This window comes from Gordonia bronchialis DSM 43247, assembly GCF_000024785.1.
GTDB classification, from domain to species: domain Bacteria; phylum Actinomycetota; class Actinomycetes; order Mycobacteriales; family Mycobacteriaceae; genus Gordonia; species Gordonia bronchialis.
Genome location: NC_013441.1, coordinates 286,392 through 311,839, shown reverse-complemented (window position 1 = coordinate 311,839; position 25,448 = coordinate 286,392). Strand labels below are relative to the sequence as shown.

19 protein-coding genes and 3 pseudogenes are annotated in these 25,448 nt (G+C 67.3%); 12 read left to right on the top strand and 10 right to left on the bottom strand.

All coding sequences use genetic code 11. From position 1 onward, the window contains the following. Positions 1–15 precede the first annotated feature (15 nt). Positions 16–1,398 (bottom strand): annotated as a pseudogene (locus tag GBRO_RS01335) (DHA2 family efflux MFS transporter permease subunit); the annotation flags it as partial. A 54-nt stretch (positions 1,399–1,452) separates the two neighbouring features. On the opposite strand from GBRO_RS01335, the gene GBRO_RS01330 reads away from it, so the two are divergent. Beyond that, positions 1,453–1,926 carry a winged helix-turn-helix transcriptional regulator gene (locus tag GBRO_RS01330; RefSeq protein ID WP_012832209.1) on the top strand — a complete coding sequence of 158 codons (474 nt, stop codon included), beginning with the start codon at positions 1,453–1,455 and terminating at the stop codon, positions 1,924–1,926. Between the two features lie 5 nt (positions 1,927–1,931). Here GBRO_RS01330 and GBRO_RS01325 read toward each other — a convergent pair whose 3' ends face one another. Next, positions 1,932–2,369, bottom strand: a complete 438-nt coding sequence (locus GBRO_RS01325) for a hypothetical protein (protein ID WP_012832208.1) — start codon at positions 2,367–2,369, stop codon at positions 1,932–1,934. Between the two features lie 181 nt (positions 2,370–2,550). On the opposite strand from GBRO_RS01325, the gene GBRO_RS01320 reads away from it, so the two are divergent. From GBRO_RS01320 to GBRO_RS01305, 4 genes are all read left to right on the top strand, one after another. After that, the gene (locus GBRO_RS01320) at positions 2,551–3,429 is read left to right on the top strand and encodes a TIGR03619 family F420-dependent LLM class oxidoreductase (protein ID WP_012832207.1); all 879 of its coding nucleotides are present in this window, start codon (positions 2,551–2,553) and stop codon (positions 3,427–3,429) included. 116 nt (positions 3,430–3,545) lie between these two features. Continuing rightward, positions 3,546–5,096 carry an ABC transporter substrate-binding protein gene (locus tag GBRO_RS01315; protein ID WP_012832206.1) on the top strand — a complete coding sequence of 517 codons (1,551 nt, stop codon included), beginning with the start codon at positions 3,546–3,548 and terminating at the stop codon, positions 5,094–5,096. Between the two features lie 6 nt (positions 5,097–5,102). After that, the gene (locus tag GBRO_RS01310; protein ID WP_012832205.1) at positions 5,103–6,068 is read left to right on the top strand and encodes an ABC transporter permease; all 966 of its coding nucleotides are present in this window, start codon (positions 5,103–5,105) and stop codon (positions 6,066–6,068) included. Continuing rightward, a complete protein-coding gene (locus GBRO_RS01305; protein ID WP_012832204.1) occupies positions 6,065–8,668 on the top strand; it encodes an ABC transporter ATP-binding protein/permease in 2,604 nt (867 codons plus the stop codon). The genes GBRO_RS01310 and GBRO_RS01305 overlap by 4 nt, the downstream gene beginning before the upstream one ends. Positions 8,669–8,683: 15 nt before the next feature. Here the strand turns inward: GBRO_RS01305 and GBRO_RS01300 are convergent, their stop codons facing one another. The 4 genes from GBRO_RS01300 to GBRO_RS01285 all read right to left on the bottom strand — a co-directional run bounded on the left by GBRO_RS01300 (position 8,684) and on the right by GBRO_RS01285 (position 13,507). Next, on the bottom strand, positions 8,684–10,084 hold the full coding sequence (locus GBRO_RS01300; protein WP_012832203.1) for a phytoene desaturase family protein: 1,401 nt from the start codon (positions 10,082–10,084) through the stop codon (positions 8,684–8,686). Positions 10,085–10,094: 10 nt separating this feature from the next. Next, complete coding sequence (locus GBRO_RS01295) at positions 10,095–10,607, bottom strand: GtrA family protein (RefSeq protein WP_012832202.1); 513 nt, start codon at positions 10,605–10,607, stop codon at positions 10,095–10,097. Between the two features lie 69 nt (positions 10,608–10,676). Then, a complete protein-coding gene (locus GBRO_RS01290) occupies positions 10,677–12,485 on the bottom strand; it encodes an HNH endonuclease signature motif containing protein (protein WP_012832201.1) in 1,809 nt (602 codons plus the stop codon). Between the two features lie 173 nt (positions 12,486–12,658). Next, positions 12,659–13,507, bottom strand: a complete 849-nt coding sequence (locus tag GBRO_RS01285) for an aldo/keto reductase (protein ID WP_012832200.1) — start codon at positions 13,505–13,507, stop codon at positions 12,659–12,661. Positions 13,508–13,573: 66 nt separating this feature from the next. On the opposite strand from GBRO_RS01285, the gene GBRO_RS01280 reads away from it, so the two are divergent. Further along, positions 13,574–14,779, top strand: a complete 1,206-nt coding sequence (locus GBRO_RS01280; protein WP_115311637.1) for an alpha/beta hydrolase family protein — start codon at positions 13,574–13,576, stop codon at positions 14,777–14,779. Between the two features lie 41 nt (positions 14,780–14,820). After that, positions 14,821–16,362 carry a phytoene desaturase family protein gene (locus GBRO_RS01275; protein WP_012832198.1) on the top strand — a complete coding sequence of 514 codons (1,542 nt, stop codon included), beginning with the start codon at positions 14,821–14,823 and terminating at the stop codon, positions 16,360–16,362. Between the two features lie 10 nt (positions 16,363–16,372). On the opposite strand, the pseudogene GBRO_RS01270 reads toward GBRO_RS01275, so the two are convergent. From GBRO_RS01270 to GBRO_RS01260, 3 genes and pseudogenes are all read right to left on the bottom strand, one after another. Continuing rightward, positions 16,373–17,687, bottom strand: a pseudogene (locus GBRO_RS01270) (amidohydrolase family protein). Positions 17,688–17,692: 5 nt separating this feature from the next. After that, a complete protein-coding gene (locus GBRO_RS01265; RefSeq protein WP_012832197.1) occupies positions 17,693–18,694 on the bottom strand; it encodes an isopenicillin N synthase family dioxygenase in 1,002 nt (333 codons plus the stop codon). 36 nt (positions 18,695–18,730) lie between these two features. Next, positions 18,731–19,909 (bottom strand): hypothetical protein, encoded by a 1,179-nt coding sequence (locus GBRO_RS01260; RefSeq protein ID WP_012832196.1) that lies wholly within the window; start codon positions 19,907–19,909, stop codon positions 18,731–18,733. 302 nt (positions 19,910–20,211) lie between these two features. Here GBRO_RS01260 and GBRO_RS25000 point away from each other — a divergent pair. From GBRO_RS25000 to GBRO_RS01245, 4 genes and pseudogenes are all read left to right on the top strand, one after another. After that, a pseudogene (locus tag GBRO_RS25000) lies at positions 20,212–20,628 on the top strand (ATP-binding cassette domain-containing protein); the annotation flags it as partial. Between the two features lie 75 nt (positions 20,629–20,703). After that, a complete protein-coding gene (locus tag GBRO_RS01255) occupies positions 20,704–21,573 on the top strand; it encodes an ABC transporter permease (protein WP_370452942.1) in 870 nt (289 codons plus the stop codon). Positions 21,574–21,600: 27 nt separating this feature from the next. Further along, positions 21,601–22,632 carry an isopenicillin N synthase family dioxygenase gene (locus GBRO_RS01250; RefSeq protein WP_012832194.1) on the top strand — a complete coding sequence of 344 codons (1,032 nt, stop codon included), beginning with the start codon at positions 21,601–21,603 and terminating at the stop codon, positions 22,630–22,632. 44 nt (positions 22,633–22,676) lie between these two features. Beyond that, entirely contained in the window at positions 22,677–23,327 is a 651-nt protein-coding gene (locus GBRO_RS01245) for a GntR family transcriptional regulator (protein ID WP_012832193.1), read from the top strand. Positions 23,328–23,341: 14 nt separating this feature from the next. Here GBRO_RS01245 and GBRO_RS01240 read toward each other — a convergent pair whose 3' ends face one another. Then, positions 23,342–24,688: a hypothetical protein gene (locus tag GBRO_RS01240; RefSeq protein WP_012832192.1), complete on the bottom strand. Its 1,347-nt coding sequence runs from the start codon at positions 24,686–24,688 to the stop codon at positions 23,342–23,344. Positions 24,689–25,002: 314 nt separating this feature from the next. Between GBRO_RS01240 and arr the strand changes: the two genes are divergently transcribed. Further along, a complete protein-coding gene (arr, locus tag GBRO_RS01235) occupies positions 25,003–25,428 on the top strand; it encodes an NAD(+)--rifampin ADP-ribosyltransferase (RefSeq protein ID WP_012832191.1) in 426 nt (141 codons plus the stop codon). Positions 25,429–25,448: the final 20 nt, after the last annotated feature.

Sequence of the window (25,448 nt, the reverse complement as noted above, 5' to 3'; positions counted from 1 at the left end):
CGATTCCCGTGACGGTGGCGTCATCCCGAGTGCGGCCACCGCGGCCGCGGCGGCCACTGCCCCCAGCACCCACCATGCGTGCTGAAAAGCGCTGTGCGCGTTCTCGAAACCGACCGGCGTACCCAGGATGGCGACGAGCACACTGACACCGAGGACCAGGCCGACCTGCCGACTCATGTTGACAATCGCACTGCCGGTCGCAGACTGATGAGCCGGCAGGTCGGCAGTCGCCGCCGACAGGATCGACGGCAGAGCCAGCCCGACGCCCACACCACCGATGAGCCACCCGGGCAGGATCTCGGCGGCGTAGTCGGGCTCGGCACCGACCGATGCTGCGATCAGCACGCCGCCGAGGCCGAAGAGCGCACAACCGCCAGCGACGATGGCGCCCACCGGAATTCGCGCACTGAGCCGATGGGCTACCGCAGCGAAGATCGGAACCATCAGCGGCCCGACCGAGACGGCGAAGCCGGTCTTGATCGCGGAGTACCCCCACACCTGCTGGAGCCAGAGGATATTCGCGAGCAGCGCACCGGCGAAGGGGACACCGAACAGCACCGCGGTCACGTTGGCGAAGGCGAAGGATCGCACGCGATGCAGCGCGGGGTCGATCACCGGGACCCGGTGCCGCCCGGAACTGACGACGAAGCCGGCGAAGGCGACCACCGCGAGGATCCACGCCCCGACGACCCGGCCGTCGGACCACCCCCAATCGGGACCTTCGACGAGACCAAGGGTGAGTGCGCCGATGGCCACCGCCAGGAGTCCGGCACCGAGCAGATCGGGTAGCGGCGTGCCCGATTCATCTGCCGATGTGGTCAGGACCAGGGCACCGGCGATCAGCGCCGCGATGCCGACCGGCACGTTGACGAGAAAGACCCACCGCCACGACGCCTCCACGAGCAGGCCACCGACCGCAGGCCCGAGGGCGGCGGCCAGCGCCCCGGTGGCCGCCCAGATGCGCACCGACCGCGCGCGCACGGCCACCGGCATCGTCGACACGACGAGTCCCAGGCTGGCCGGCGTGAGGATCGCCGCCCCGACGGCTTGTATCACCCGGAACGCCACCAACCACCAGATGCCCTGCGCCAGAGCACAAGCCGCGCTGGCGACGGTGAAGAGTGCCAGGCCCGCCAGGAACGCCCCCTTGCGGCCGTAGCGGTCGGCGATCCGTCCGGCCGGCACCAGTAGTGCGGCGTAGACGATGGTGTACGCGTTGAGAACCCAGGACAGCTCGGGCAGACCCACACCGTGAAAGTCGCGCCCGATCTGATCGAAGGCGACGTTGACGATGAACACGTCGAGGCTGGCCATGAATGCTGCGAGCGAGAGCACCACGAGGACGACGCCTGGTCGCCGCGGCGCAGACGTGTCGAGCCGCTCCATGAGTTTCGTCATGCAACTGATCACAGCAGGTTGAGTTGCTTCACGCAACCCACTAGCCTGAGTTCTATGCGCCGCGCGTCCTTCTCCGACATGAACTGCTCGGTCGCGCAGAGCCTCGAGATCGTCGGGGAATGGTGGACGCTGCTGATCATCCGCGACGCCTTCATCGGGGTGACCCGGTTCGACGCATTCTCCGAGCGGCTCGGCATCGCCCGCAACGTCCTGACCCAGCGTCTCGAGACGCTGGTCGAGCACGGCGTGTTCACCAAGGAGCCCTATCAGGACAAGCCGGTCCGCTACGACTACCGACTCACCGAGAAGGGCCGCGACCTGTGGCTGGTCCTCACCGCGTTGCGGCAGTGGGGCGACAAGTGGGCCGCACCCGGCGGCGCACCGGTGGTCGCCACCCACCGCGACTGCGGGCAGGTCACGACGCTGCAGCCGGTCTGCTCCGAATGCGGCGAACCGGTCACCCGCGCCTCGTTGGCGCTACACCGTGGCCCGGGTGCGCGTGATCATGGTCCGCTTCCAGCAGACTGATCGGATCAGACGGCGAGACAAGAACTTCCGGTGTTGAGGCCGAACTTCACGTCGACGAGGATGCTCCGCGAAATCTTCGCACCACCTTGGGCCACCTGCCCGGCGATGATCCGGTACCGACCCGCGGCGGGTGGCGTCCACCACACCGTCACCTTGGCCGCCTCCGCGGGTGGCGTCTGGTCGTAGAGGATGGCGGCACGGGTGCCGGGCCGGCCGGCCACGACCGTCGTCTTGGCGGACTTCGCGGAAATCGGCACCGAGATGACGTAGGTGCATCCCGCCCCGTAACCGTTGCCCACGGACCCGAAGCCGGACCGGTCGACGATCCGCGGCGCACCGACGGCCGCGTGCGCCGTCCCGAGTCCGGCCACGCCGGCGATCGACAGTGCCGCCGCGACGACGGCCGCCCCCAGCGTCACCCGACGACCTGATGAACCGAGCATGAGATCCTCCCGACCTACGATGACTGCGGACTTCCGACACATCACCCGACCAGCCATTCGCGAAGATATATGAAACATTCCCCCGTTCGTAGGCGAATCGGGAAGCCGACTCCTCCGAAGACTTCCGGACAAACTAGAACGTGTTCTACCCTCGGTGGAGACGCCCACCCCGAGGAGCACGATGCGATTCACGTTCGCCGAGGCCATGACCGACCCCAGCTACTACGCGCCGCTGGCGCAGGCTGCCGAGAAGGCCGGGTATGCTGGGTTCACCATCCCCGACTCGCTTGCCTACCCGTACGAGTCGGATGCGACCTACCCGTACACACCCGACGGCAACCGCGAATTCCTCGACGGCAAGGCCTTCATCGAGACCTTCATCCAGGCCGCGGCACTGGGTGCGGTGACCTCGACCATCCGGTTCACACCCTTCGTGCTGAAGCTGCCGGTCCGCCCGCCGGCGCTGGTGGCCAAGCAGGCGAGTTCGGTGGCGTACCTGACCAACAACCGACTCGCCCTCGGCGTCGGGACCAGCCCGTGGCCGGAGGACTACGACTTCATGGGCGTCGACTTCCGCCGGCGCGGCAAGCGGATGGACGAGTGCATGGACATCATCCGCGGTCTGACCACCGGCGAGTACTTCGAGTTCCACGGCGAGTTCTACGACATCCCGAAGATCAAGATGACCCCGGCACCCACCGAGCCCATCCCGCTGCTGGTGGGCGGGCACGCCGATGCCGCACTGCGCCGGGCGGTCGTCCGCGGCGACGGCTGGATGCACGGCGGCGGCCCGGCCGAGGAACTCGACGTCCTGCTCGAGAAGATCGCCGACATCCGCAAGGCGGAGGGCACGACCAACGATCCCTTCGAGATCCACGTGATCTCCTTGGATGCCTACAGCGTCGACGGATGTAAACGGCTCGAGGACAAAGGGATCACCGACGTCATCGTGGGCTTCCGGATGCCCTACATCAAGGGCGTCGACACCGAACCGCTGCAGAAGAAGTTCGACCATCTGAACTGGTACGCCGACAACGTGATCGCCAAGGTCAACACCTAGATTCCTTATCCGGCAAGCCTGTTGGCGCACCGCATCGTCGGCTGCGGGTGCTTGCAGGCCTCCGTGCGCTGGGGCAGACTGCAAGAATCGACCCTGCCCCGGCACGAAGGATGTCCATGACCGGTTCCCCGCTGAGCCGGCGAAGTTTCCTCTCGCTCGCAGGAGCCGGTGGGATCGCCCTGGCCGGTGGTGGTCTGCTGAGCGCGTGCGGCTCCGGCAGTTCCGCGGGCAACACCATCCGAGCGGCCATCGCCGGGGAACCCGACCAGCTCGATCCGCACAAATCGAGTTCATACTTCACCTTCCAGGTCCTCGAGAACGTCTTCGACACCCTCGTCGAACCCGACGAGCAACTGACCATGCGGCCGGCGCTCGCCGAGAGCTGGACAGTCAGCCCCGACGACCTGGTGTGGACGTTCACCCTGCGACCGGGACTCGCCTTTCACAACGGCGACCCGTGCACCGCCGCCGACGTGGTCTATTCCTACCGCCGCATCATCGACGAAGAGCTGTCCAACGCCTGGAAACTCGAGTCGATCGATCAGATCACCGCACTCGACGACCGCCGGGTTCGCCTCACCGTGAAACACCCGACACCCAATCTGCTGACCAACATCGGCGGGTTCAAGGGGCTGGCAATCGTGAACCGGCGCAACGTCGAATCGGGTGAGATCGCCACCCGCCCGGTTGGTACCGGCCCCTTCTCGTTCGTGTCCCGCTCCCCCGGCGCGTCCATCGTCATCACATCCAACCCCCGCTACTGGGGTGGGGCGCCCGCCGTCGACGGCGTGACGTTCAGCTTCATCTCGCAGGGCACCACCGCGGTGTCGGCGCTGCGCTCGGGTGAGATCGACTGGACCGACGCGATGCCCGCGCAACAGCTGAGCATCCTCAAGGGCGACGACTCGCTGCGGGTCGGGACCGTCGTCGCCAACGACTACTGGTACATGACGATGAACTTCAAGCGGAAACCGTTCGCCGACAACCGCATTCGCCAAGCGGTGGCCTACGCGATCGACCGCGACTCCGTCGCCCAGGTGGTCGGTTACGGTACCGCGAAACCCAACCAGCTCGCCATCCCGTCCACCAGCCCGTGGTTCATCGGCTACGACCGCTACACCGCCGGCCTGGACCGCGCCGCGGCCACCGAACGGTCGAAAACACTGCTGCGCGAGGCGGGTACGACGTCGCTGGACATGGGATTGATGGTGACCACCGAGTATCCGGAGACCGTGACCGCCGCGCAGGTGATCGCGTCGAATCTCGACGACGTCGGGATCTCGGTGACCATCGAGACGCTGGACTTCGGTGCGTGGCTCGATCGCCAGTCCCAGGGCGATTTCGACGCGCTGATGCTCGGGTGGCTGGGCAACCTCGATCCCGACGACTACTACTACGCGCAGCACTATTCGAGCGGAGAATCCAACGCGCAGAAGTACTCCAATCCCGAGGTCGACCGTCTCCTCGACGCCGGGCGCACCGAACTCGACATGGCGAGGCGCAAACAGATCTACGGCGACGCCGCCACCCGCATCGCCGACGACGTCAGCTACCTGTACCTGTACAACCCGTCGGCCAACCAGGCCTACACGACGGCGCTCGTCGGGTACACGGTCCGCTCCGACAAGGCGGTCCGGTTCCGTACCGCCCGGCTGGACAGGGGCTGATCTGTCATGACGCTGCTGCGTTCACCCCTGTTGCGGTTCATCGCCATCCGGTTGCTGTACACCGTCGCAGTTCTGCTCGGGGTGATGGTGGCGGTGTTCTTCCTCATCCAGATCGTGCCCGGCGATCCCGTCCGCATCGCGCTGGGGACCCGGTACACACCGGAATCCTATGCGGCACTGCGGAGTGCGTCGGGCCTCGATCAGCCCCTGTTCACCCAGCTCGTCAACTACATCGGTCACGCGTTCACCGGTGACCTCGGGGTGAGTTTCCGTAACGGCGAATCGGTGACGACGATGTTGCTCGATCGGCTGCCCGCCACCATCTCGCTGGCCCTGACCTCCATCGTCGTCGCGCTCGTGATCGCGGTCCCCCTGGGGTCGTGGGCGGCGCTGCGGGAGGGGCGTCCGGCCGACAACGTGATCCGGGTGGTCAGCCAGTTCGGCATCTCGGTGCCCGACTTCTGGATGGGCATCCTGCTCATCGGACTGTTCTCCACTGCGCTGGGCTGGTTGCCGTCGGCCGGCTACTCCCCACTGCTCGACGGTCTCGGCGGCTGGCTGGAACACATCGTGCTGCCCGCGATCACGGTCGGCATCGTGACCGGCGCGATCATGACGCGGTATGTGCGATCGTCGGTCCTGGAAGTGGTCAACGCACCGTATGTGACCACCGCCGAGTCGAAAGGTCTGAGCCGCAGCAGAATCCTGCTCTCCCACGTCGGCCGCAACGCGCTGGTGCCGGTGCTGACGATCTCCGGCATCCAGTTCGCCACCCTGCTCGGCGGTGTCATCGTCGTCGAGGTGGTGTTCGCCTGGCCGGGCCTGGGATTGCTCGTGTACGACTCGGTCGCCGCACGTGACTATCCCGTTCTGCAGGGCGCGATCCTGCTGATCGCGATCATCTTCCTCATCGTCAACCTCGTGGTGGACATCTGCTACGCCGTCATCGACCCGAGGATCAGGCTCTCATGACCACCAGTGCACCCCAGCCCGCCGCCGGGGCCGGGTCCCCGGACACCGATTCCGCGTGGCGCCTTCTGCTGCGTAACCGGGCATCCGTGTTCGGCATGGTGGTGATCGCGATCGTGATCATCTGCGCCGTCGCCGGCCCGCTCATCGCCCCGTTCGGCGCCAACGAGATCGACGTCCCCAACGCGTTGCGCTCCCCGAGTTGGGGGCACCTGTTCGGCACCGACGACCTGGGCCGCGACGTGTTCTCCCGGGTGGTACTCGCCGCCTCGGTGAGTATGCGGGTGGCCGTTGTCGCCGTGGCGATCTCGCTACTGGTGGGGGTCATCCTGGGGATGGTGGCCGGATTCGCCGGTGGTGTGCTGGACACCGTGCTGATGCGCATCGTCGACGTCGTGTTCTCGTTTCCGGTGATGCTGCTGGCGCTGGCCATCGTCGCGATCCTGGGTCCCGGGGTGACGTCGGCGATGATCGCGATCGGCATCGTCTACATACCGATCTTCGCCCGGGTGGCCCGCGCGGATACGTTGCGGGTCCGCCAGACCCAGTACGTGCTGGCCGCCCGCACCATGGGCGTGCCCACCTGGCGAACCCTCGTCTCCCATGTGCTGCCGAACATCTCGGGACCGGTGATCGTGCAGACCTCCATCTCGCTGGCCTTCGCGATCCTGTCCGAGGCGGCGCTGTCCTTCCTCGGTCTCGGTGTCCAGCCACCCGATCCGTCGTGGGGCCGGATGCTCTATGACGCACAGGGTTTCATCACCACTGCCTGGTGGATGGGTGTGTTCCCCGGCCTGGCCATCCTGTTCACGGTGTTCGCGTTCAACCTGATCGGCGACGGGGTCCGCGACGTCCTCGACCCGCGGCAACGCACCCTGCTGCGCAATCGCGGCAAGGTGCGGCGCCCGGTGGTGAAGGCACCCGGCGCCGGCGTACGCGACGGTGACGAGCGCCCGGTGGACGGCACCCCGGTGCTCACCGTCCGCGACCTGACCGTCGGGGTCGGACCACGAGAGATCGTGCACGGCATCAGCTTCTCGGTGACTGCTGGGCAGACGCTCGGCATCGTCGGGGAGAGCGGCTCCGGGAAATCGTTGAGCGTACTGTCCGCGACCGGGCTCTTCAACGCACCAAGCGCCTACGTCGAGGGATCCGCGCGCATCGGTGCCACCGAGGTCATCGGTGCCTCGGCGTCGACGCTGCGGGCCCTGCACGGCGCACGGGTCGGGTTCGTGTTCCAGGACCCGTCGTCGAGCCTGAATCCGTTGCTCACCATCGAAGATCAACTCACCGAAGGCCCGCGCCGCCACCTCGGGCTCAGTCGCGCCGCGGCCCGCGAACGCGCCCTGACGCTGCTGCGGGACGTTCATCTGCCCGATCCCGAAGCCCGTCTGCGCGCCTACCCGCATCAACTGTCCGGCGGCCAGCGCCAGCGCGTGATGATCGCGGTGGCACTGGCCTGCGACCCGGACATCCTCGTCGCCGACGAGGCCACCACGGCACTCGACGTGACCACGCAGGCGCAGATCATCGCGCTCGTCGCCGAGTTGCAGCGCGAACGCGGCATGGCCGTCGTGTGGATCAGTCACGACCTGGGTGTCATCGGCCGCATCGCCGACGACGTGATGGTGATGCGGGAGGGACGCGTCGTCGAAACCGGTTCGGTGACAGACATCTTCGGCAACCCGCAGGACGAGTACACGCGCCGGCTGCTGGACGCGCGGCTACTGTTGAGCGAGGTGAGCGAGCGGGCGCCCGAGGCCCCGGACGCCCGCGCGAAGCAAGCACCACTGGTGAAGGTTCGGGGCCTGGGCGTGGACTACACGGTTCGGGGTGCCACGGGCCGGGACACGGTGCACGCGATCACCGACGTCGATCTCGACGTCCTGCGCGGGACCACGCTGGGGATCGTCGGAGAATCCGGGTCCGGGAAATCCACCGTCGCAGGGGTTCTCACCGGACTGATCGAGTCCGGTCACGGCACTGCGGTGCGTGGCAGCGCCGAGGTGACCGTTGACGGACGCACCATCGACGCGGTCGGCGTGCGGGGTGCCGACGCCGCGGTCCTGCGCCGTCGCCTCGCGATGGTCTTCCAGGATCCGGCGGCCTCGCTCGATCCGCGGATGACCGCAGGCCGGTCGGTCGCCGAGCCGCTGCGTACCCATCGTCTGGCATCCGGTCGTGACGAGATGCGCAGCCGTGCCGAGCAACTCATGGACGACGTGAGTCTCGATCGGTCCTTCCTCGATCGCTACCCCCACGAAATGTCCGGCGGCCAACGTCAACGCGTCTGCCTGGCCCGCGCTCTCGCCTCCGACCCGGAGGTCCTGATCCTCGACGAGTCCACCGCGTCGCTGGACGTCTCTGTCCAGGCGAATGTCCTCGACCTCCTGGCCGAGTTGCAGCGCGAGAAGGGGCTCACCTATCTGTTCATCGCTCACGATCTGGCGGTCGTCGAGCAGATCAGCGACACCGTGGCCGTGATGCAGAACGGTCGCGTCGTCGAGTCCGGCCCCGCCGTCGACATCCTGCACAACCCCGAAACCGATTACACCCGAATGCTGTTGGACGCCATCCCACCGGAGACGCCAAGCCGGGCGTGAGCCCGACGCGTGGACTCAGCGATCGAGGTCGCGGAGTGCAGCCTGCGCCGCGCGATACCCGCACATGCCGTGGACTCCACCGCCAGGCGGGGTGGCCGAGGAGCAGAGATAGACGCCGGGCACCCCCGTCGCATAGGGGTTGGCAGACAGCCGGGGCCGAGCGATCAGATGGCGCAGATCGTTGCGGCCGCCACCGATGTCGCCGCCCACGTAGTTGGGATTGGCGTGCTGGAGGTCGGCCGGTCCGGTGCTGACGGAATCGACGATGCGATCCCGGAAGCCGGGCGCGAAACGTTCGATCTGCGCGGTGACCACATCGGTGGCGTCGTGCGGGTATCCGTGCGGCACATGGGCGTACGCCCAGAGCGGTTTGAGCGAACCGGGTGTGCGGGTCGGATCGGCCACCCATTGCTGGCCGACCAGCACGAAGGGTCGTTCGGGCATCCGTCCGGCGACCACGTCTCTCTCGGCGACCGCGATCTCCGACGACGTGCCACCGAGGTGCACCGTGCCGGCGCGCGCGCAGTCCGGGTTGAGCCAGCCGACCTCACCGTCGATGAGATAGTCGACCTTGAAGGCGGCCGGGCCGTGCCGGTATCGCGTCAATCGCCGAAACCTGCTTGCCGACAGCCGGTCTCCAAGAATTGCCGCCGCCGCACCGGGCATCACGTCCAGCGCCACGACGTCCGGCGAGTCCAGTTCGGCGAGGTCAGTGACCCGACGGCCGGTGCTGATGGACCCGCCCGCGTCGATCAGCGCCGTCGCCAACGCCGTCGCGATCGACGCCGAGCCACCTTCGGCGACCGGCCATCCGTGGCGGTGCCCGGCGGCGAGCAGCATCAGCCCGGCCGACGACGATCCGGGCTTGTCGAGTCGCGTGAACGCATGCGCCGCAACACCTGCGAAAAGGGCGCGGGTGTCCTCCGAACCGAACACCCGGGCCAGCATCGTCGCCGGATACAACGCGTGGTGGGCAAACTCGGCCAGCCGCATCGGATGCCGCGGCAGGTGCAGCAGCGGACCGAGGATGTCGTCGGCGAGGTCGTCGAAATCGGTGGCGACGCTGCCGATCACGTCGCGCCAGACGTCACCGTCGCGACCCAATCCGGCCGCGGTGGCACTCACCGACCGGAACAGCAGCGCAGCCCGACCGTCATCGAGCGGATGCGCACAGTCGATCTCCGGCCACCGCCACCGCAGGTCGAGTCCCCGCCACGCCGGCGAACCCGCGCCCAGTGGATGAAACGCTGCGCAATGATCGTGAATGATGCCGGGGCGCAACAATTCACTCGACCGAGTACCACCACCGATGACGTCGGCCATCTCGATCACCTCGACCGACAGCCCGGCACGAGCCAGCGTGACCGCCGCGGTCAGCCCGTTGGGACCACTGCCGACCACGACCGCCGAGGTCACCGAACCGCCCTCACCGAATCCGGAAGATGACCAGTCGCTGGACGACGAAGTTGATCACCGTGGCGGTGCCCTGTGCGATGACGTAGGCGATGAAGCTGTAGATCAGTGTCACCGGCCAGGCGTGCGAGAGCACGGTGTAGAGGCCGACGTTGACGAAGAAGGTCACCGCGTAGAGCGCCACCACCGCGAGGAAACGCACCGTGCTGGGCGGGGCCTCGAAGGTCCAGCGCCGATTCAGCAGGTAGGCGGTGGTGGTACCGAGGATGAAGCCGAACGACTTGGCGATCCAGAAGTCCGCACCGACCACGTACTGCAGCAGGATGGTGAGCCCGAAGTCCAGCACCCCCGACCCGGCACCGGTGATGATGAACCGGATCATCTGGGTCTTGAGGTCGACGTTGGTGGACGCCTCGCCATCGTCGAGCGGCAGCTCTATGGGTGTGGGCGCATGCCGGGTGGCGAAATCCTCGTGGCGCGGCTCGACGGCGGGGTCGCGCGATTGGTCGGGATCGGGACGAGACACCCTGCCACCCTAGTACCACCATCGACGTCCGGACCCGGCAGTCGCCGACCCCCGTACGGCGAACCCTGCTCATCGTGGGTAGGTGATGATGATCTCCCCGGTGATCGGGTCGCGCCAGGTGATGGTGCGGTCGGTGTGCATGGTGGGTATCCAGAGGCCGAGGTGCTTGCGGTGGTGATCCGGGGTGCACAGCGGGATGAGGTTCTCGAATATGCTCCAGCCCCCGGTGAGCGGATCTCGGGGATCGAACTTCACCAGGTGATCGAGTTGGCATTCGTCAGACGGCCGCCCGCACTGCGGGTAGCGGCAGGTGCGGTCATGGCTGATCACCCGTTCACGCACCGCCCTACTCGGACGATAGGTCAGCGCGCCCGGTGGGATGGGCCCGCTCGCTTCGCTCCCGGCGCCCGGTGGAATGGGCCCGCTCGCTTCGCTCCCGGCGCCCGGTGGAATGGGCCCGCTCGCTTCGCTCCCGGCGCCCGGTGGAATGGGCCCGCTCGCTTCGCTCCCGGCGCCCGGTGGTGGCAGGTCGTATCCGCCGTGTCCGGTGGGGTCGATGGGTGGGGCCGGACCGTCTCGGCCGGTGACGATGAGCCCGGAGTAGCCCGACGGGAGGAGCAGTTGGCCGGCGATCGAGTTGGAGATGAGGTCCTCGGCGTGGTCGGGGTCGATGGGCCCATGGCCACGCAGGTAGGGCACCTCGATGCCGGCGGGGTCGGTGACGACGATCAGTGCGGTTTGTTCACCGAGATCGCACGCGGTGGGGGTGTCGGCCACCTCCACCGCGGGGCCCTCGGGTGCTTCAGGTGCGTCGCTACCCGGGTCCGAGCAGCTGTCTGTGTGCACGCCGGCCTCGGCCGGGTCCACCGAGGTGTCCACGTCGGTCGCGGTGTCCACGTCGGTCGCGGTGTCCACGTCGGTCGAGGTGGTCGTGGCGGTCGGGTCGAGGCCCGCGTCAGAGTCGGTGTCTGCTTGGGTGCTGCTGGCGGTGTCTCCCTCCGCGGTGTCTCCCTCCGCGGTGTTTCCCTCGTCGGTGCCGGTAGGTGTGTCGTCGGCGCAGTCGTCGTCATCGGCGGTGGGGTCGGGGGCGGGGGTGGCGGGGCAGGTGGTGGTGCCGCAGGTGCATGCGAGATGGCCGCCGGGTAGTCCGATGAGGTGGGCCAGCGCAGCCACGCGTTGGACACCGATCCGGCGGGGATCGTCGGCGCAGAGATGGCGGGCGATGAGGTCGGCGATTCGGCGGGTCAGATACACGCCGTGTTCGGCGGGCACGGTGGCATCGATGCTCGCATGCCCGTGAGCGTCATCGCCGATGACGACGTTCTGGTGACGCTCGGCGAAGTCTTTGCGCGCGAGGATCGCCGCGTCAGGGTCCAACGCGATGACGAGTTCCTCGAGCTGTTCACGCAACACCCGATCCGCCGACGGCCGCGCCGAGAGCGTCAACGCCAGCTGTTCGGCACCCACCCGGGTGTCCTCACCGAGCAACAACAGGGCGTTGGCCATCAACGCGGTACGCGCCAACGAATGCCGGCCGTCGAGGAACGCGATCCGCACCGCGGGCAGCTGCTGCAGGTGGGTGCCCAGCGTGATCCACCGGCTTGCGGTGGAGCGGGAGATCCCCAGCCGGACCGACACCTGCCCGATGGCGGCTTTGTCGGGCATATCGCGGACCCGACGGCCCAGTGTCCGGTTCCAGGACGGGTCGGCGATCATGTCCTGATACACCGCATGCCCGATCCGGTAGGCCAGCAGCACCGTACGGGCCTCAGCACGCCGCGCCAACTGCTGCATCTCCCGCGCCGCGTCCACCACCGCATCCGAAACCATCGACGACACACCAGTGTCGTCGGCGACCGGATCGGTCAGAGTGAACATCACGAGAGGCACGCTTCCGGTACGAAGTAACCAGGGACGCTGTCGTCACGTACTCGTCGTCGAAAACTCCTGTGAACCTGGCCGGTTCACACCCTCATCATCTGAACTACCCACACACTAACGCGGGCCACCGACAAGACTCTGGCCGTCACGCCAGGGGCTCGAGGGCGCCGTCAGAACTCTTCTTCCACATCGGAATCCCGCGCTGCGCGTTCCCCGCGGTCGAGTGCCGCGAGAGCGGCCATGTCGTCGGCGTCGAGCTCGAAGTCGAACAGATCGGCGTTCTCCCGTTGCCGGCCGGCATGCGACGACTTCGGCACCACCCCGATGCCCTGCTGAACCGACCAGCGCAACGCGATCTGCGTCGGTGACTTGCCGTACTTGCGCGCCAGGCGCAGCACCGCGGGCTCGCCGAGCATGTGCTCCTTGCGGCCGGTCGGATGCCACGCCTGCGCGAAGATGTCGTGCTCGGCCATGAACGCACGCAACTCGGTGCGCGCCAGTGCCGGTGAGCATTGGATCTGATTGAGCGCCGGCCACCGACCGGTCTCGTCATAGAGCATCTGCAGGTGATGTTGCTTGAAATTGGAGACGCCCGGCACCCGGATGAATCCTTCGTCGGCCAGCGTGAGCAGGGCTCGCCACGATTCGACGGTCCGTCCCAGCGTCGGACACGGCCAATGGATGAGGTAGACGTCGATGTGGGCGACGCCGAGCCGGCGGGCACTCTCCTTGGCTGCGTTGATCGCCTCGTCGAATCCCTGATCGCCGCCACCGAGTTTGGTCTGCACCACCACCTCGTCGCGCGGTACACCCGACTCGCGCAGTCCCATTCCGACGCTGAGTTCGTTGCTGTACCGCGACGCGGTGTCGAGAAGCCGATAGCCCGACCGCAGGGCCACCGACACCGCATCCGCACACGCCTGCCCGAGCATCCCGAAGGTCCCGAGACCGACGAGCGGAATCGTGTGGCCGTCGCTGAGCGCGACGGTGTGATCGGACAACGCGGCGGGAATGTCCACGTCATACAGAATATGAGCGTTGACCGGCTCAACGAGAGGGTTCGGCGCGATAGGGTTCGGCTCGTGATGAACGTACTCAGGCGGATGGTCCCGGTACTCGTGACCGGTTTGCTCGTCGTGGTGCCACTCCTGATGACCCCCGCGGCGCATGCCGAGGACATGCCACCGCTGCGGACACCGGCGCTCTCCGGCTTGGACGCCCGTACCTATTCCGGCCCGATCGGCGCTCCGGGCACCCTCATCCGGCAGGTGCCGCTGGACCGATCGGTGACGCTGTCGGATGCCGGTCGCGCATATCGGGTTCTGTACGCGACACGGGACATCCGCGGTCGTTCCGCGGTGAGCACCGGGGCGGTGTTACTGCCGCGCTCACCTGCACCGCGTGGCGGATATCCGGTGCTGGCGTGGGCGCACGGAACCGTCGGCCTCGGCGACGACTGTGCGCCGTCGGTGCAGCCGCGGATTCCGCGCGATGTGCGCTACCTCGGGCACTGGTTGCGTCAGGGATACGCCATCGTCGCAACCGACTACGCCGGCCTGGGCACACCCGGGCTGATGAACTACCTGAGCGGCAAGGTCGAGGCGACCTCGATCGTTGACTCGGTGATCTCCGCCCATCGGATGGGTGTTCCGCTGGCACGCCGGTGGGCGATCGTCGGACAGTCCCAGGGCGCCGGTGCCGCTTTGGCCGCCGCCCGGGACGCCAACCGGTTGTCCGCGGGACACCATCTGGACTACCGCGGTGTGGTGGCCACCGGCACGCCGGCCAACATCGAGCAGGTGGTTGCGCTCGCGGGACCACAGTTGCCGCCGGTCGCACTGCCGCCGGCGCTCAACACCTACGCCACTTACATCTGGGCCGGTTTCGCCGACGCCCGCCCCGACCTGCGCCCGTTGTCGATCCTCACCGCCGAGGGCCGACGGCTCGTCCGGCTCGCGCGGACCACCTGCTACCAGGACATGAAGCCGCTGGTGCGCGGAAAGACGTTGCGGGACATGTTCGCTGCGCCCGTCGCCACCATTCCCGGGGTCCGCGCAGCACTCGTGGACTACATGGGAACGCCGTACTCCGGTTTTGATCGACCGATCTTCCTGGGCCAGGGGCTGCGGGACGTCGACGTGCCGGCGCCCTCGGCGCTCTCGCTGTACGCGCAGATGCGGGCCGCCGGGCAACCCGTCGAGTTGCACATCTACCCCGACCAGGATCACTCCGGCACGGTGATCGCCTCGATGCGGGATTCGACGCCGTTCCTCGCGCGCATCATGCGCTGAACGGCCCACACGAACCCCGGTTGCGGGGGACACTGGTGGAGATGCGATTCGACGACATCATCATCGGCGCCGGACACAACGGCCTCACCGCGGCCGCCTACCTGGCACGCGCGGGCCGCAGCGTCCTCGTCCTCGAACGCTCCGATCATGTGGGCGGCGCGGCCATCTCGGCGATGCCCTTCCCCGGCATGCCCGCCCGGCTGTCGCGGTACTCGTATCTGGTATCGCTGATGCCGCGGCAGATCATGGCCGATCTCGATCTGGACCTGCGGCTGATTCGCCGTCGCATCTCGTCGTACACCCCGCTCCCCGACGACCCGACCCGCGGAGTGCTCGTCGACAACGACGACCCCGACGCCACCGCGGAGTCCTTCCGGCGCGCCACCGGCGACGAATCCGACTTCACCGCATGGCAGTCGTTTTACACGCGGATGTCCGGGATCGCCGAGCGGGTGTTCCCGACGATGCTCGAACCGCTGCGCCGCGGCGACGACATCCGCGACGTGGCGGTGGGCACCGACTCCAGTGACGCCGAACTGTGGGAGCGACTCACCACCCGCCCACTCGGCGAGCTGCTCGAGCAGTACTTCGACGACGACGTGCTCCGCGGGATCGCCGCCACCGACGGGTTGATCGGCACCTTCGCCGACCTCGACGACGCGTCGCTGCGTCAGAACATCTGCTTCCTGTATCACCTTGTCGGCGGCGACTGGGATGTCCCGGCCGGCGGGATGGGCGCGGTGTCCGGAGCGCTGTATGAGACCGCGGTGTCGGCGGGAGCCCGAATCGAAACCGGAATCACGTTGGGCGGCATCGACGTCGGCGACGGAACCGTGGAATACGGCACAACGGAGCACGGTGGGGTCACCATCGCCGGCGGTCAGCTGTACGCGGCGTGCGCACCCGCGGTGATCAACACCTACCTCGACGACCCGATCAGCACCGAACTCGATCCACGGGGGTCGCAGCTCAAGATCAACCTGCTGCTCGAGCGACTACCGCGGCTGCGGTCCGGCGTGCCCCCGGAGACCGCCTTCGCCGGCACCTTCCACATCAATGAGACTGCGTCCCAATTGCATACGGCCTACCGTCAGGCGTGTCGCGGTGAGGTTCCCGATGTCCCGCCGTGTGAGGTCTACTGCCACACCCTGTCCGACCGGTCCATCCTCGGCCCCGAACTCGACGGCAAACACACCCTCACCCTGTTCGGATTACACATGCCACCCGAGGTCTTCGACGAGCCGGGCGCCGTCGAGCATGCCGTCGGCGCGACCCTGTCGTCGCTGAATTCGGTTCTGGCCGAACCCATCCAGAACGTCCTCGCCCACGACCGGGCCGGCAATCCGTGCATCGAGTTCAAGACACCGCAGGATCTCGAGGACACCCTGAGCCTGCCGGGTGGCAACATCTTCCACCGCAGCCTGCAATGGCCCTGGGCCGAAACCGATTCCGAGGTCGGGACGTGGGGTGTCGAGACACGCCATCCGCGCCTGCTGCTGTGCGGGGCGGGTGCGCGACGCGGCGGTGGGGTCAGTGGGATACCGGGACGCAACGCCGCGGTCAAGGTGCTCGACGCCGGGTGACTTCAGCCCATCACCCCAATGCCGCCAGCGTCTTGGTGAACTCCACCTCGTCGACGCGGGTGCTGCGACCGTCGGCGACGACCACCTCCCCGGCCACCATCACGACATCGACGATGGACCGTGATCCGGTGGTCAGCAGCGAGGCCCCCGCATCGCGGACCGGCAGGGTGGCGTAGTCCCGGTCGAAGCGCACCAGCGTCAGATCGGCCGGACCACCGATCCGCACCCCACCGGACACCGCGGGTAGCCCCAGCACCGCATTCGCACCGCCGCAGGCGATGTCGAGCATGTCGGCGAAGCCGAGCAGATCGGCCCGACGATGTACCGCCCGCTGCAGATACGCAGCGATGCGGAAGGTCTCCAGCATGTCCTGGGTGTCGTTGCTGGCCGCACCGTCCACTCCGAGTCCCACGGCGAGGCCGGCGGCGAGCATCGCCGGGACCGGCGCGACCCCGCTGCCGAGACGCATGTTCGACAACGGGTTGTGCGACACCGCGACTCCGCGCTGCGCCAGGGTGCGCTGTCCGGCGTCGTCGAGCTCCACGCAGTGCACCGCGAGGACCCGATCCCACAGGAAGCCACCACCGTCGAGGTAATCGACGGCCCCGACGCCGGCGTGTTCGCGGCACAACCGGTCGTCGGTCGGCGTCTCGAGCAGGTGGATGGACACCGGGAGGTCGCGCTCGGCTGCGAACTCCTGGATCGAGCGCATCCCGGCCCCGGTGACCGAGCGGGGATTGGGTACGGCGAGCCCGATCGAGATCCGCGCATCGTCGTGTACCGCGGCGCGCAGATGATCGACGTGGTCGAGGACGTCGCCGAGCGGCTGCATGAGCCGCGGCTCGAAACCCCACTTGCGGGTGGCATCCGCCCGGTCGGCCACCCCCCGTCCGAGCACCGCGCGAATCCCGGTGTCGCGCAACGCCTGCAGGACCGCATCGTGCACCTCCGTCGACGGGTGCGGCCACATGTGTTCGACGACGGTCGTGGTGCCCGACCGCAATGCCTCCAGGCACGCCGACACCGCGGCCAGGTACGCCCGTTCCGGCGTGATGGCCACCGACTCCTCCCCGACGGCCAGCAGCCATTCGAGGAGCGGCGTGCACTCGGCGATGCCGCGCATCAACGACTGCTGCAGGTGCGTGTGTGTTGACGAATCCCGGGATCAGGTGGCCGCCACCGGTTCCGGAGCTTCGGGTCGCCGACGTCATCGAGGTGACCACCCCGTCGGCCACGTACACGTCCTGGTGCTCGTGCCATCGGCCGCCGGTGAAGACGGTGACGTCGGCGAAGGCCGGCTCCGGCCGGGTTGTGGCGTTGTCCATGTCGGCTACTTCCGGAAGTTGGCGGCGATCCGCTGCGCGATGTAGGCCGCAGCCGTGATCGGCGGGTAGGTGCCACCGGCACTTTCGATCAGGACGTCGGTGTTGGCCTGCGCGAAGTAGGCGATGGTGTAGCGCGGACCGCGGTACTCACCCCGACGCGGGGCCCGGACCCGGTGGAAGTTCGACGGCAACCGGTCATCGGACCAGCGCATCAACATGTCGCCGATGTTGCAGGTGATCGCGTCGTCGGACGGCTCCACCGGAGTCCAGGCCTGACCGTGCGCCTCCGCCCCCGGCAAGACCTGCAGTCCGCCCTGCCCCGACCGCTGGAACAGCAGGGTCAGTGCGTCGAAGTCGGTGTGCGCGCCGGCCCGCCAGATGCTTTCGTCGTCGAGCAGTTCGTCGGGGAAGGCGTAGTAGTGCAGCAGACGCAGCGTGCTCTGGTAGGTCGTCGACGACGGATCGTGTGCGCGGGTGAAGAACTCGCGGTCGAGTCCGAGACGGTCGGCAAAGCAGCCGAGCAGGTTCATCGCCAGCCGCCAGCACCGATGTTCGAAATCCTCGATGGTGCTGCGGAATCCGGCCAGCTCCTCCTCGCTGGGCCACAACGCGTCCATCCGTGGCCGGGTGTACTGGTAGGACTCCTTCTGATCCGGTGTACCCACCGACGGGCGCACCTGGGTCATGTACTCCCAGCCCGCGTTCTGCCCCTTCTTCAGCGGATACTGTTCCTTCACCGCGCGCGGCAGGTCGAAGAACCGTGCCGACATGTCGAAGGCGTGGTCGACGGTCGCGAGGTCGATCCCGTGGTCGACGACCTGGAAGAAGCCGATGTCGGTTGCCGCGGACCAGAGTTGGTCGGTGATCTCGGCGCGTCGGTTCTCGAAGTCGGCGAGGCTGATGCGCCGGACCTCCCGGTCGGTGGTCTCGGTGCCCTGGCCGCCCATGCGGCGTTCGCGATCGAGTTCGGCCATCTCGGTCGGGGTTGTTGCGGTGGTGTGGGACATCGGATCTCTTTCTGCGGTCGGGGATGTCAACGGGGGTCAGCGCACCTGATCGCTGATGAACTCGGTGGTGAAGATCGTGGTGGCGGGCAGCTGAGCGGGCAGGTTCGCGCCGTCGGCGTTGAGGATGGGCCGCAGGTCGTCGATGATCTTCTGCGCCTTGACCATGTCGTAGCTGCCGTAGACCCCGTCACTGCCGGGCGCGATGACGCCCTTGTCCTTCAACAGTTTCGCCGAGAAGGCGGCCTCACCCGCCGAATACGGGGTAACCGCCATGTCCTGGGAGACCCAGTCGACGATGGTCGCGTTGATGGCGTCTGGCGCGTTGACGTAGTTCTTCCCGGTCTGCTGGATCATCGGGACCAGTTTGCGCAGGCAGGGCGACAGTTCGGCGAGCTTGTCGGCGCGCACCGACACGTTGGACGCGTAGACGTCGTAGCCGGCGTCTTTGACCATGGCGTAGGCGACCGGCTTGTTCCACGCCGGGGTCTCGTGTTCGTAGGTGTAGGGCTCGGATTTGGCGAAGCCCTGCTGGGTGATCGACGGGTCGCCGACGAAGCGGGCGGGAGCACCGTCGTAGCTGGTGTCGAGCTGACTCTTCTTGAGAAGCCCCTTGGCCACCAGCCATTGCGGGAAGATCTGGTCCTTGGAGACCACCACGCTGGCGTCACTGCGGCCGATGTCGGCGATGGTCTTCACGTCGGGATGGCTCGCCGGGTCCCACATGATGATGGACGGATTGTATTGCAGCAGTGGGGTCACACCGACGACCCGCTGATCGGTCGCCGCCGAGATCAGCTGATCACCGTGCACGAGTCCGAGGTTGATCGAGTCGTCGGCGTACATGGCCGAGGGCACCGACTGGAAGCCGATCGCCGGCCCCCCGGCACGCAGGGTGATGTCCACGCCGGTGTCCTGGCCGTCAAAAGCCAGTGGGCCGGTGACGGATTTGTTGTCGGTGTCGACGGTGTAGCCGGGGCCGAGAAGTCCGATGACCCCGGCCATGTCCGACTGTGGCTGCCATTGCAGCTGCACCACAACGTCTTTCGGGCACACCTGGGCAAGGTTGTTGGCGGCGGACGCCGGCGCCAGGCTCGCCGTCGAGGCGACGTCGGAATCCGACCCCGAACAGCCGGCCAATGTGGCGGCACAGAGGGCCGCCGACACGCCGGCGAGGACGGCCCGGGATCGGCGGGTGATGACGGGACGAAGGTTCATGGTGCGTCTCCTGACTGCGATGCGGACCAATGGCGTGGCCGCTTCCGTGATCTACATGTAGATGTACATGTACCTCGCCACCGTGCGCTACTCCTGGGATTTGCCATCGGTCCCGGCCGCACGCCGTCGGAAGAAGCCACCTGAACTGGCTATTTGAGGCGACATGCCTGCTGAGCGAAGGTCCTGGCCCAGCGGTTCGGTGACGCAGGATTTACGTCAGGTCACTGGAACGTAATACATGTAACCAAGAATCAGACCTGCAACAGCCACATCCATTACATGTAAACCAGACCGGAGTTGCCATGAGTCTCTACGACACGATGAACGACGTCGACGCCCGGCACCTCACCAAAGGTGTCGCGCTCTCGATGTCCGGTGTCACCAAACGGTTCGCGTCGGGCACCGTCGCCCTCTCCGACGTCGACCTCGACATCGCCGAAGGTGAGTTCGTCGCAGTCGTCGGGCCGTCGGGCTGCGGAAAGTCCACCCTGCTGCGGATGGCCGCCGGCCTCGAACGCCCCACCGAGGGCAGCGTCGCACTGGCCACGGATGCGGTCGGGTTCATCTTCCAGGACCCGACGCTGCTCCCGTGGCGATCCGTGCGGGCCAACGTCGAACTGTGCGCCGAGATCGCCGGCCTCCCCACCGCGCAACGCCGTGCACGTGCCCAGGCAGCCATCGACGCCGTCGGGCTCTCCGGCTTCGAATCCCCACCCCCGCCATCCGGATCTGCGATACGACGCCCGCTTCACCGAGTACGTCGCGCAGATCTCCGACACCCTGCGAGGCGCATGATGACCACCGCCACCGAGACCAGCGCGATCACCACCCGTCGAGCGGAGACGCCGGCCGCGCGCCGCGATTCCGCGCCCCTACCAACCGCTCGGCACCGCCGTGTGAAAGCCGTTCTACGCTACGGACTTCCCCCGATCCTGTCGTTCACAGTGGGTATCGCGGCGTGGTACGCGGTGACCTACCTGATCCTCGCCGAACACCGGCGCTTCCTGCTCCCGCCGCCGCATGAGGTGCTGACCGATTCGCTGCTCGACCCGGCACACGTGGGACCGATGCTCGAAGCCCTGGCCGTGACCGCCAAGGTGTGCCTGGTGGGCTTCGTGTTCGCCGCGGCGATCGGGGTGACGATCGGGGTGGTGATGAGCCGCGGATCATTTCTGGAACGCGCGATCTACCCGTGGGCTGTTGTGTTGCAGGTGATCCCGGTGCTGGCCATTGTGCCGCTGATCGGTCTGTGGTTCGGCTACGGCATGGTCGCCCGCACCATCGTCTGCGTCATCATCGCGATCTTCCCGATCATCGCGAACACACACTTCGGCCTGGTGTCGGTCGACAAGGCCTCCCACGAGCTGTTCACCCTTGCCAAGGCGTCACCGCTCCAGCGCCTGATGAAGCTCGAATTCCCCTCTGCCCTACCGTCGATGATGACCGGCTTCCGCACGGCGTCGGGTCTGGTGGTGGTCGGCGCGATCATCGGCGACATGTTCTTCGCCAAAGGTCAACCCGGCATCGGCACCCTGCTCGACATCTACCGTGCGCGACTGCAATCCGACGATCTGATCGCCGCGATCGTTCTGGCGTCGATCTTCGGCATCGCCGTCTTCGGGATCTTCAGTGTGCTCAACGCACTGGTGAACCGACGCCGCTGACCATCTCAATCCACCAAGGAGACAACCATGTTCACCGTACCCACCGTCGACATCGCACCCTACGTCGATCCCAACGGCAGCCCCGAGGACCGCCAACGCGTCGCGGAAGAACTCGACAATGCCTGCAGTGGAGTTGGATTCATCCAGATCGTCGGCCACGGCATCGACACCGCCGTCGTCGAGCGACTCACCGCGGCACTCGACGAGTTCTACGCCCTGCCACTCGAGGTGAAGAAGCAGTATGCGCGCCCGGGCGAGAACCGGGGCTACAGCCCACCCAAGAGCGAATCGCTCAGCATGAGTCTCGGGGTGGCCGCCGCCAACCAGATGAACGACTTCTACGAGGCCTTCACCGTCGGCTCGGAACGCTCCTGGTTCCCCGGGCACGATCTGCCGGAAACGAGCTACCCCGACAACACCTGGCCCGGCGCGGCACCCGGTTTCCGGCCGGCCGTGCAGGAGTGGTTCACCGCAGCCCGCGGGCTCTCCCGCGTGCTGCTCACCGCCTTCACCGACGACCTCGGACTGGCACCCGGCTACTTCGACGCCATGACCGATCACTCCATCGACGCCCTCAAACTGAACAACTACACGCTGCCGGAAGGCGACATCGAGCTTGCGGGCGAACTGACCGGCATGGGCGCGCACACCGACTTCGGCATCCTCACCGAGTTGTGGGCCGACCAAGTGCCCGGTCTGCAGGTACTCGACCACGACGGCTGCTGGCACGACGTGGCACCCGCCGACGGTGCGTTGCTGGTCAATCTCGGCGACGCGATGGCCCGGTGGACCAACGACCGGTGGCGTTCCACCATCCATCGGGTGGATCCGCCGGTGGTGGACGGGCGCATCCTGCGCCGACGATCGGCCGCCTTCTTCTTCGACGGCAACTCCGACGCCGTCATCGAGACGCTGCCCGGGTGCGCCCGCACCGACCATCCCGGCTACCCGCCGATCACCGTCGCGGAGAACATCGACGCCAAACTCGCCGGTATGAAAGGCGGGATCGCCCCGGTGGCCGCCGACCGGGAGGCGCGGCGCGTGATGGCCGCATCGTGACCGCCGCGGCGCGACGGCCGGTCCGGCGCCTAGGCTTGACCTCCATGACCGACGACAGCGAGACCGGTGCGCTGCTGACGCAGTCGGTGCTGCGCCGGCTGCGCGACGAGATCTTCGAGGGAATCCTGCCGCCGGGCACGGCCCTGTCGGTGCCCGGCCTGGCGGCGCGACTCGAGGTGTCGCGCAGCCCCGTCCGGGAGGCGGTCCAGCAACTGGTGACCGACGGTCTGGCCGTGTACACGCCGCGGGCCGGCGCCAAGGTCGCGGTGCTCGACGACGAGATGCTGCGGCACGTCTTCGAGGTCCGGGAGGTGCTCGACGGACTCGCCGCCCGGCAGGCGACCGCGCAGGTGACCCTCGCCGAGCTGGCGGAATTGTGGGAGCACGTCCGCGAGCAGGAACGCCTGCTCGACGCGGAGCCCGATCATCGGCGCGACGCCGATATCGACCTCGCCTTCCACACCGCGGTGCGGTCGCTGTCGGGGAACAAACCGCTGTGCGACGCCCTGCTGAAGCTAGACACCCAGTCGCATCTCTACCGATCGCACATGTGGTCCCACGATGTGACCCGACGACTCGCCGTCACCGAGCACCGTCGGATCGTCGCCGCGCTGGAGGCCGGTGACGCCGACGAGGCCGAACGGGCCGCGAAGGCCCATGCCGCCGGGGTGCTCGTACGGTTGATGCGAACCTGAGCCATCGGGTCGGTCTACCGGAAGTACGGTTCTTCCTGAATCCAGTGGAAACCCCTGCTGCGCAACGTGAAGGCGTTCTCGTCGGCACGAACCAACCTCACCGCGGCCGGTCTGCCATCCAGCGTCCCGGTGAGCAGCAGCCGATCGTGCGCCGGACGGTCGAAGCCGAAGCTCGCGGCCAACGGTGGCAGGTCGATGCGTTGCCGCTCGGCGTCGACCGTGGCCGGCACGACCGTGAGGGTGCCGTCCATCAGCTGTACCGTCGCCGCCTCGGGGGTATCGAAAACCAGTCGCTGCCACCGTGTCTCGTCGGTTGTCAGGGGTGGCAGCGGCTTCCCGTCGACCCGGAACTCCTGCACCTCCCAGATGCCGTACAGCGCTGGCTTCTCCGCTCCGCCACCGTACTTCTGGTAGTCGTCGTAGCCGCCGACCGCGGTTCCGACGGTGACCCACACGCCCAGCGCGACAACGCTCATCGTCGCCCAACGGTTACGGCGGGCGCTGGTGAACAACTCGGGTGGGGACACCGTCGCGGCGGGCCGGTTCAGCACGAACAGACCCAGCAGATTCCGGATCTGCGGTGCCAGCAGAACCAGCGACAGCACCACGAGGTGAAACGACAGGATCTTGACCGGCACATCGAATGTCATGTTCAGGAGGAACACCTGGATCATGGCCACCAGGCTGACCAGCGCCCCGAGTGTCGCGGTCCGATTCCAGAACAGTAGCAGTCCCCCGAGGACCTCGACGCTGCCGAGCAGCATCTCGTAGACCGGGGAACTCCCGACCTGCAACCACAGCACCGACGCCGGGCTGAAATCGCCATGGGGCTGCAGCAGAGCTGTCAGCGATGGCTCCCCCATCTGGGATGGGATCAGCTTGGCGAACCCGTAGAACAGCATCTGCCCGGCCAGACAGATCCGTACGAACAGCAGGAACCACGCAGCCAGGCGCCGGTAGTCACCGCGCCCGCGGTCCAGCACGGACCAGACCACCGTCACCAGCGCCGCGAACACCAGCAAACAGAACACGAGCACCCAGATGACCGTCTGATCGCCGCTTCCCGAGTCGGTGTGCAGCGTGGCGTCGACCCCGAACACGGTGCGGGCGACCCATTCCAGGACAGGAGCCAGCGTCGTCAGCTGCCACATGATCGCGCTCGGCGGCACCAGGTCGCCCACCACGCCCAAGAGTGCGAACAGGATCTGCGCGAACAGCAGACAGAAGCCGGTGACGTAGACGCAGCAGAATCGAAAAGCGATCAGGTGCACCGAGTTCCATCGGTGCGGTGCAGTGTCTGCTTCGGTTGCGCCCGGTGAGGTGACGTGCTCGTCGGCTCCTACTTCGGTTTCGGTGGTCATTGCCCGCTTTCGAATCTCGCTGGTACCCAGTGCAACCCGAACCTAGTGACCCGATTCGCCGAACGGATCAGCCGGAAGTCTCGATGTCACCCATACTTTCGATGTAGATCCGGCCGACGGCGCAGGTTATCCGGTCGCGCCAACCGTTCTGCCGAGGACATCGTGGGCGTAATCCCCCATGATCTGCGCGAGGCCGGCGAAACCGTTGCCTCCCACTCTCACGTTATGACACACCGGGGGCCTTGCCGCAAGCCCCCCATCGTGGTCCACAATCGTGCGGCCGACTGCGATGACCGAGCGAGGGGATACCAGCGATGGACGCACCGAAACCTTTTGAGGTCTACGAGACCGGACAGCTCCTGCACGGCACGAAAGCCGATCTGGGCGTGGGTGATCTGCTGGTGCCGGGCCGCGAATCCAACTTCGAGACCGGGCGGATCATCAACCACGTGTACGTGACACGGACGCTCGACGCGGCGACGTGGGGCGCCGAGATGGCCAAGGGCGAGGGCCGCGGCCGCATCTACATCGTCGAACCGCTCGGCGAGATCGAGGACGACCCAAACGTCACCGACAAGAAGTTTCCCGGCAATCCGACCCGGTCATACCGCACGCGCGAGCCGGTGCGGGTCGTCGGCGAGGTCACGGACTGGGTGGGGCATGCCCCGGAGCAGATCGCAGCCATGCGTGACGGGCTGGCCGACCTGACACGCCGTGGCGAGGCCGTCATCTACGACTGATCGTTCGGCCGTTCCCGACC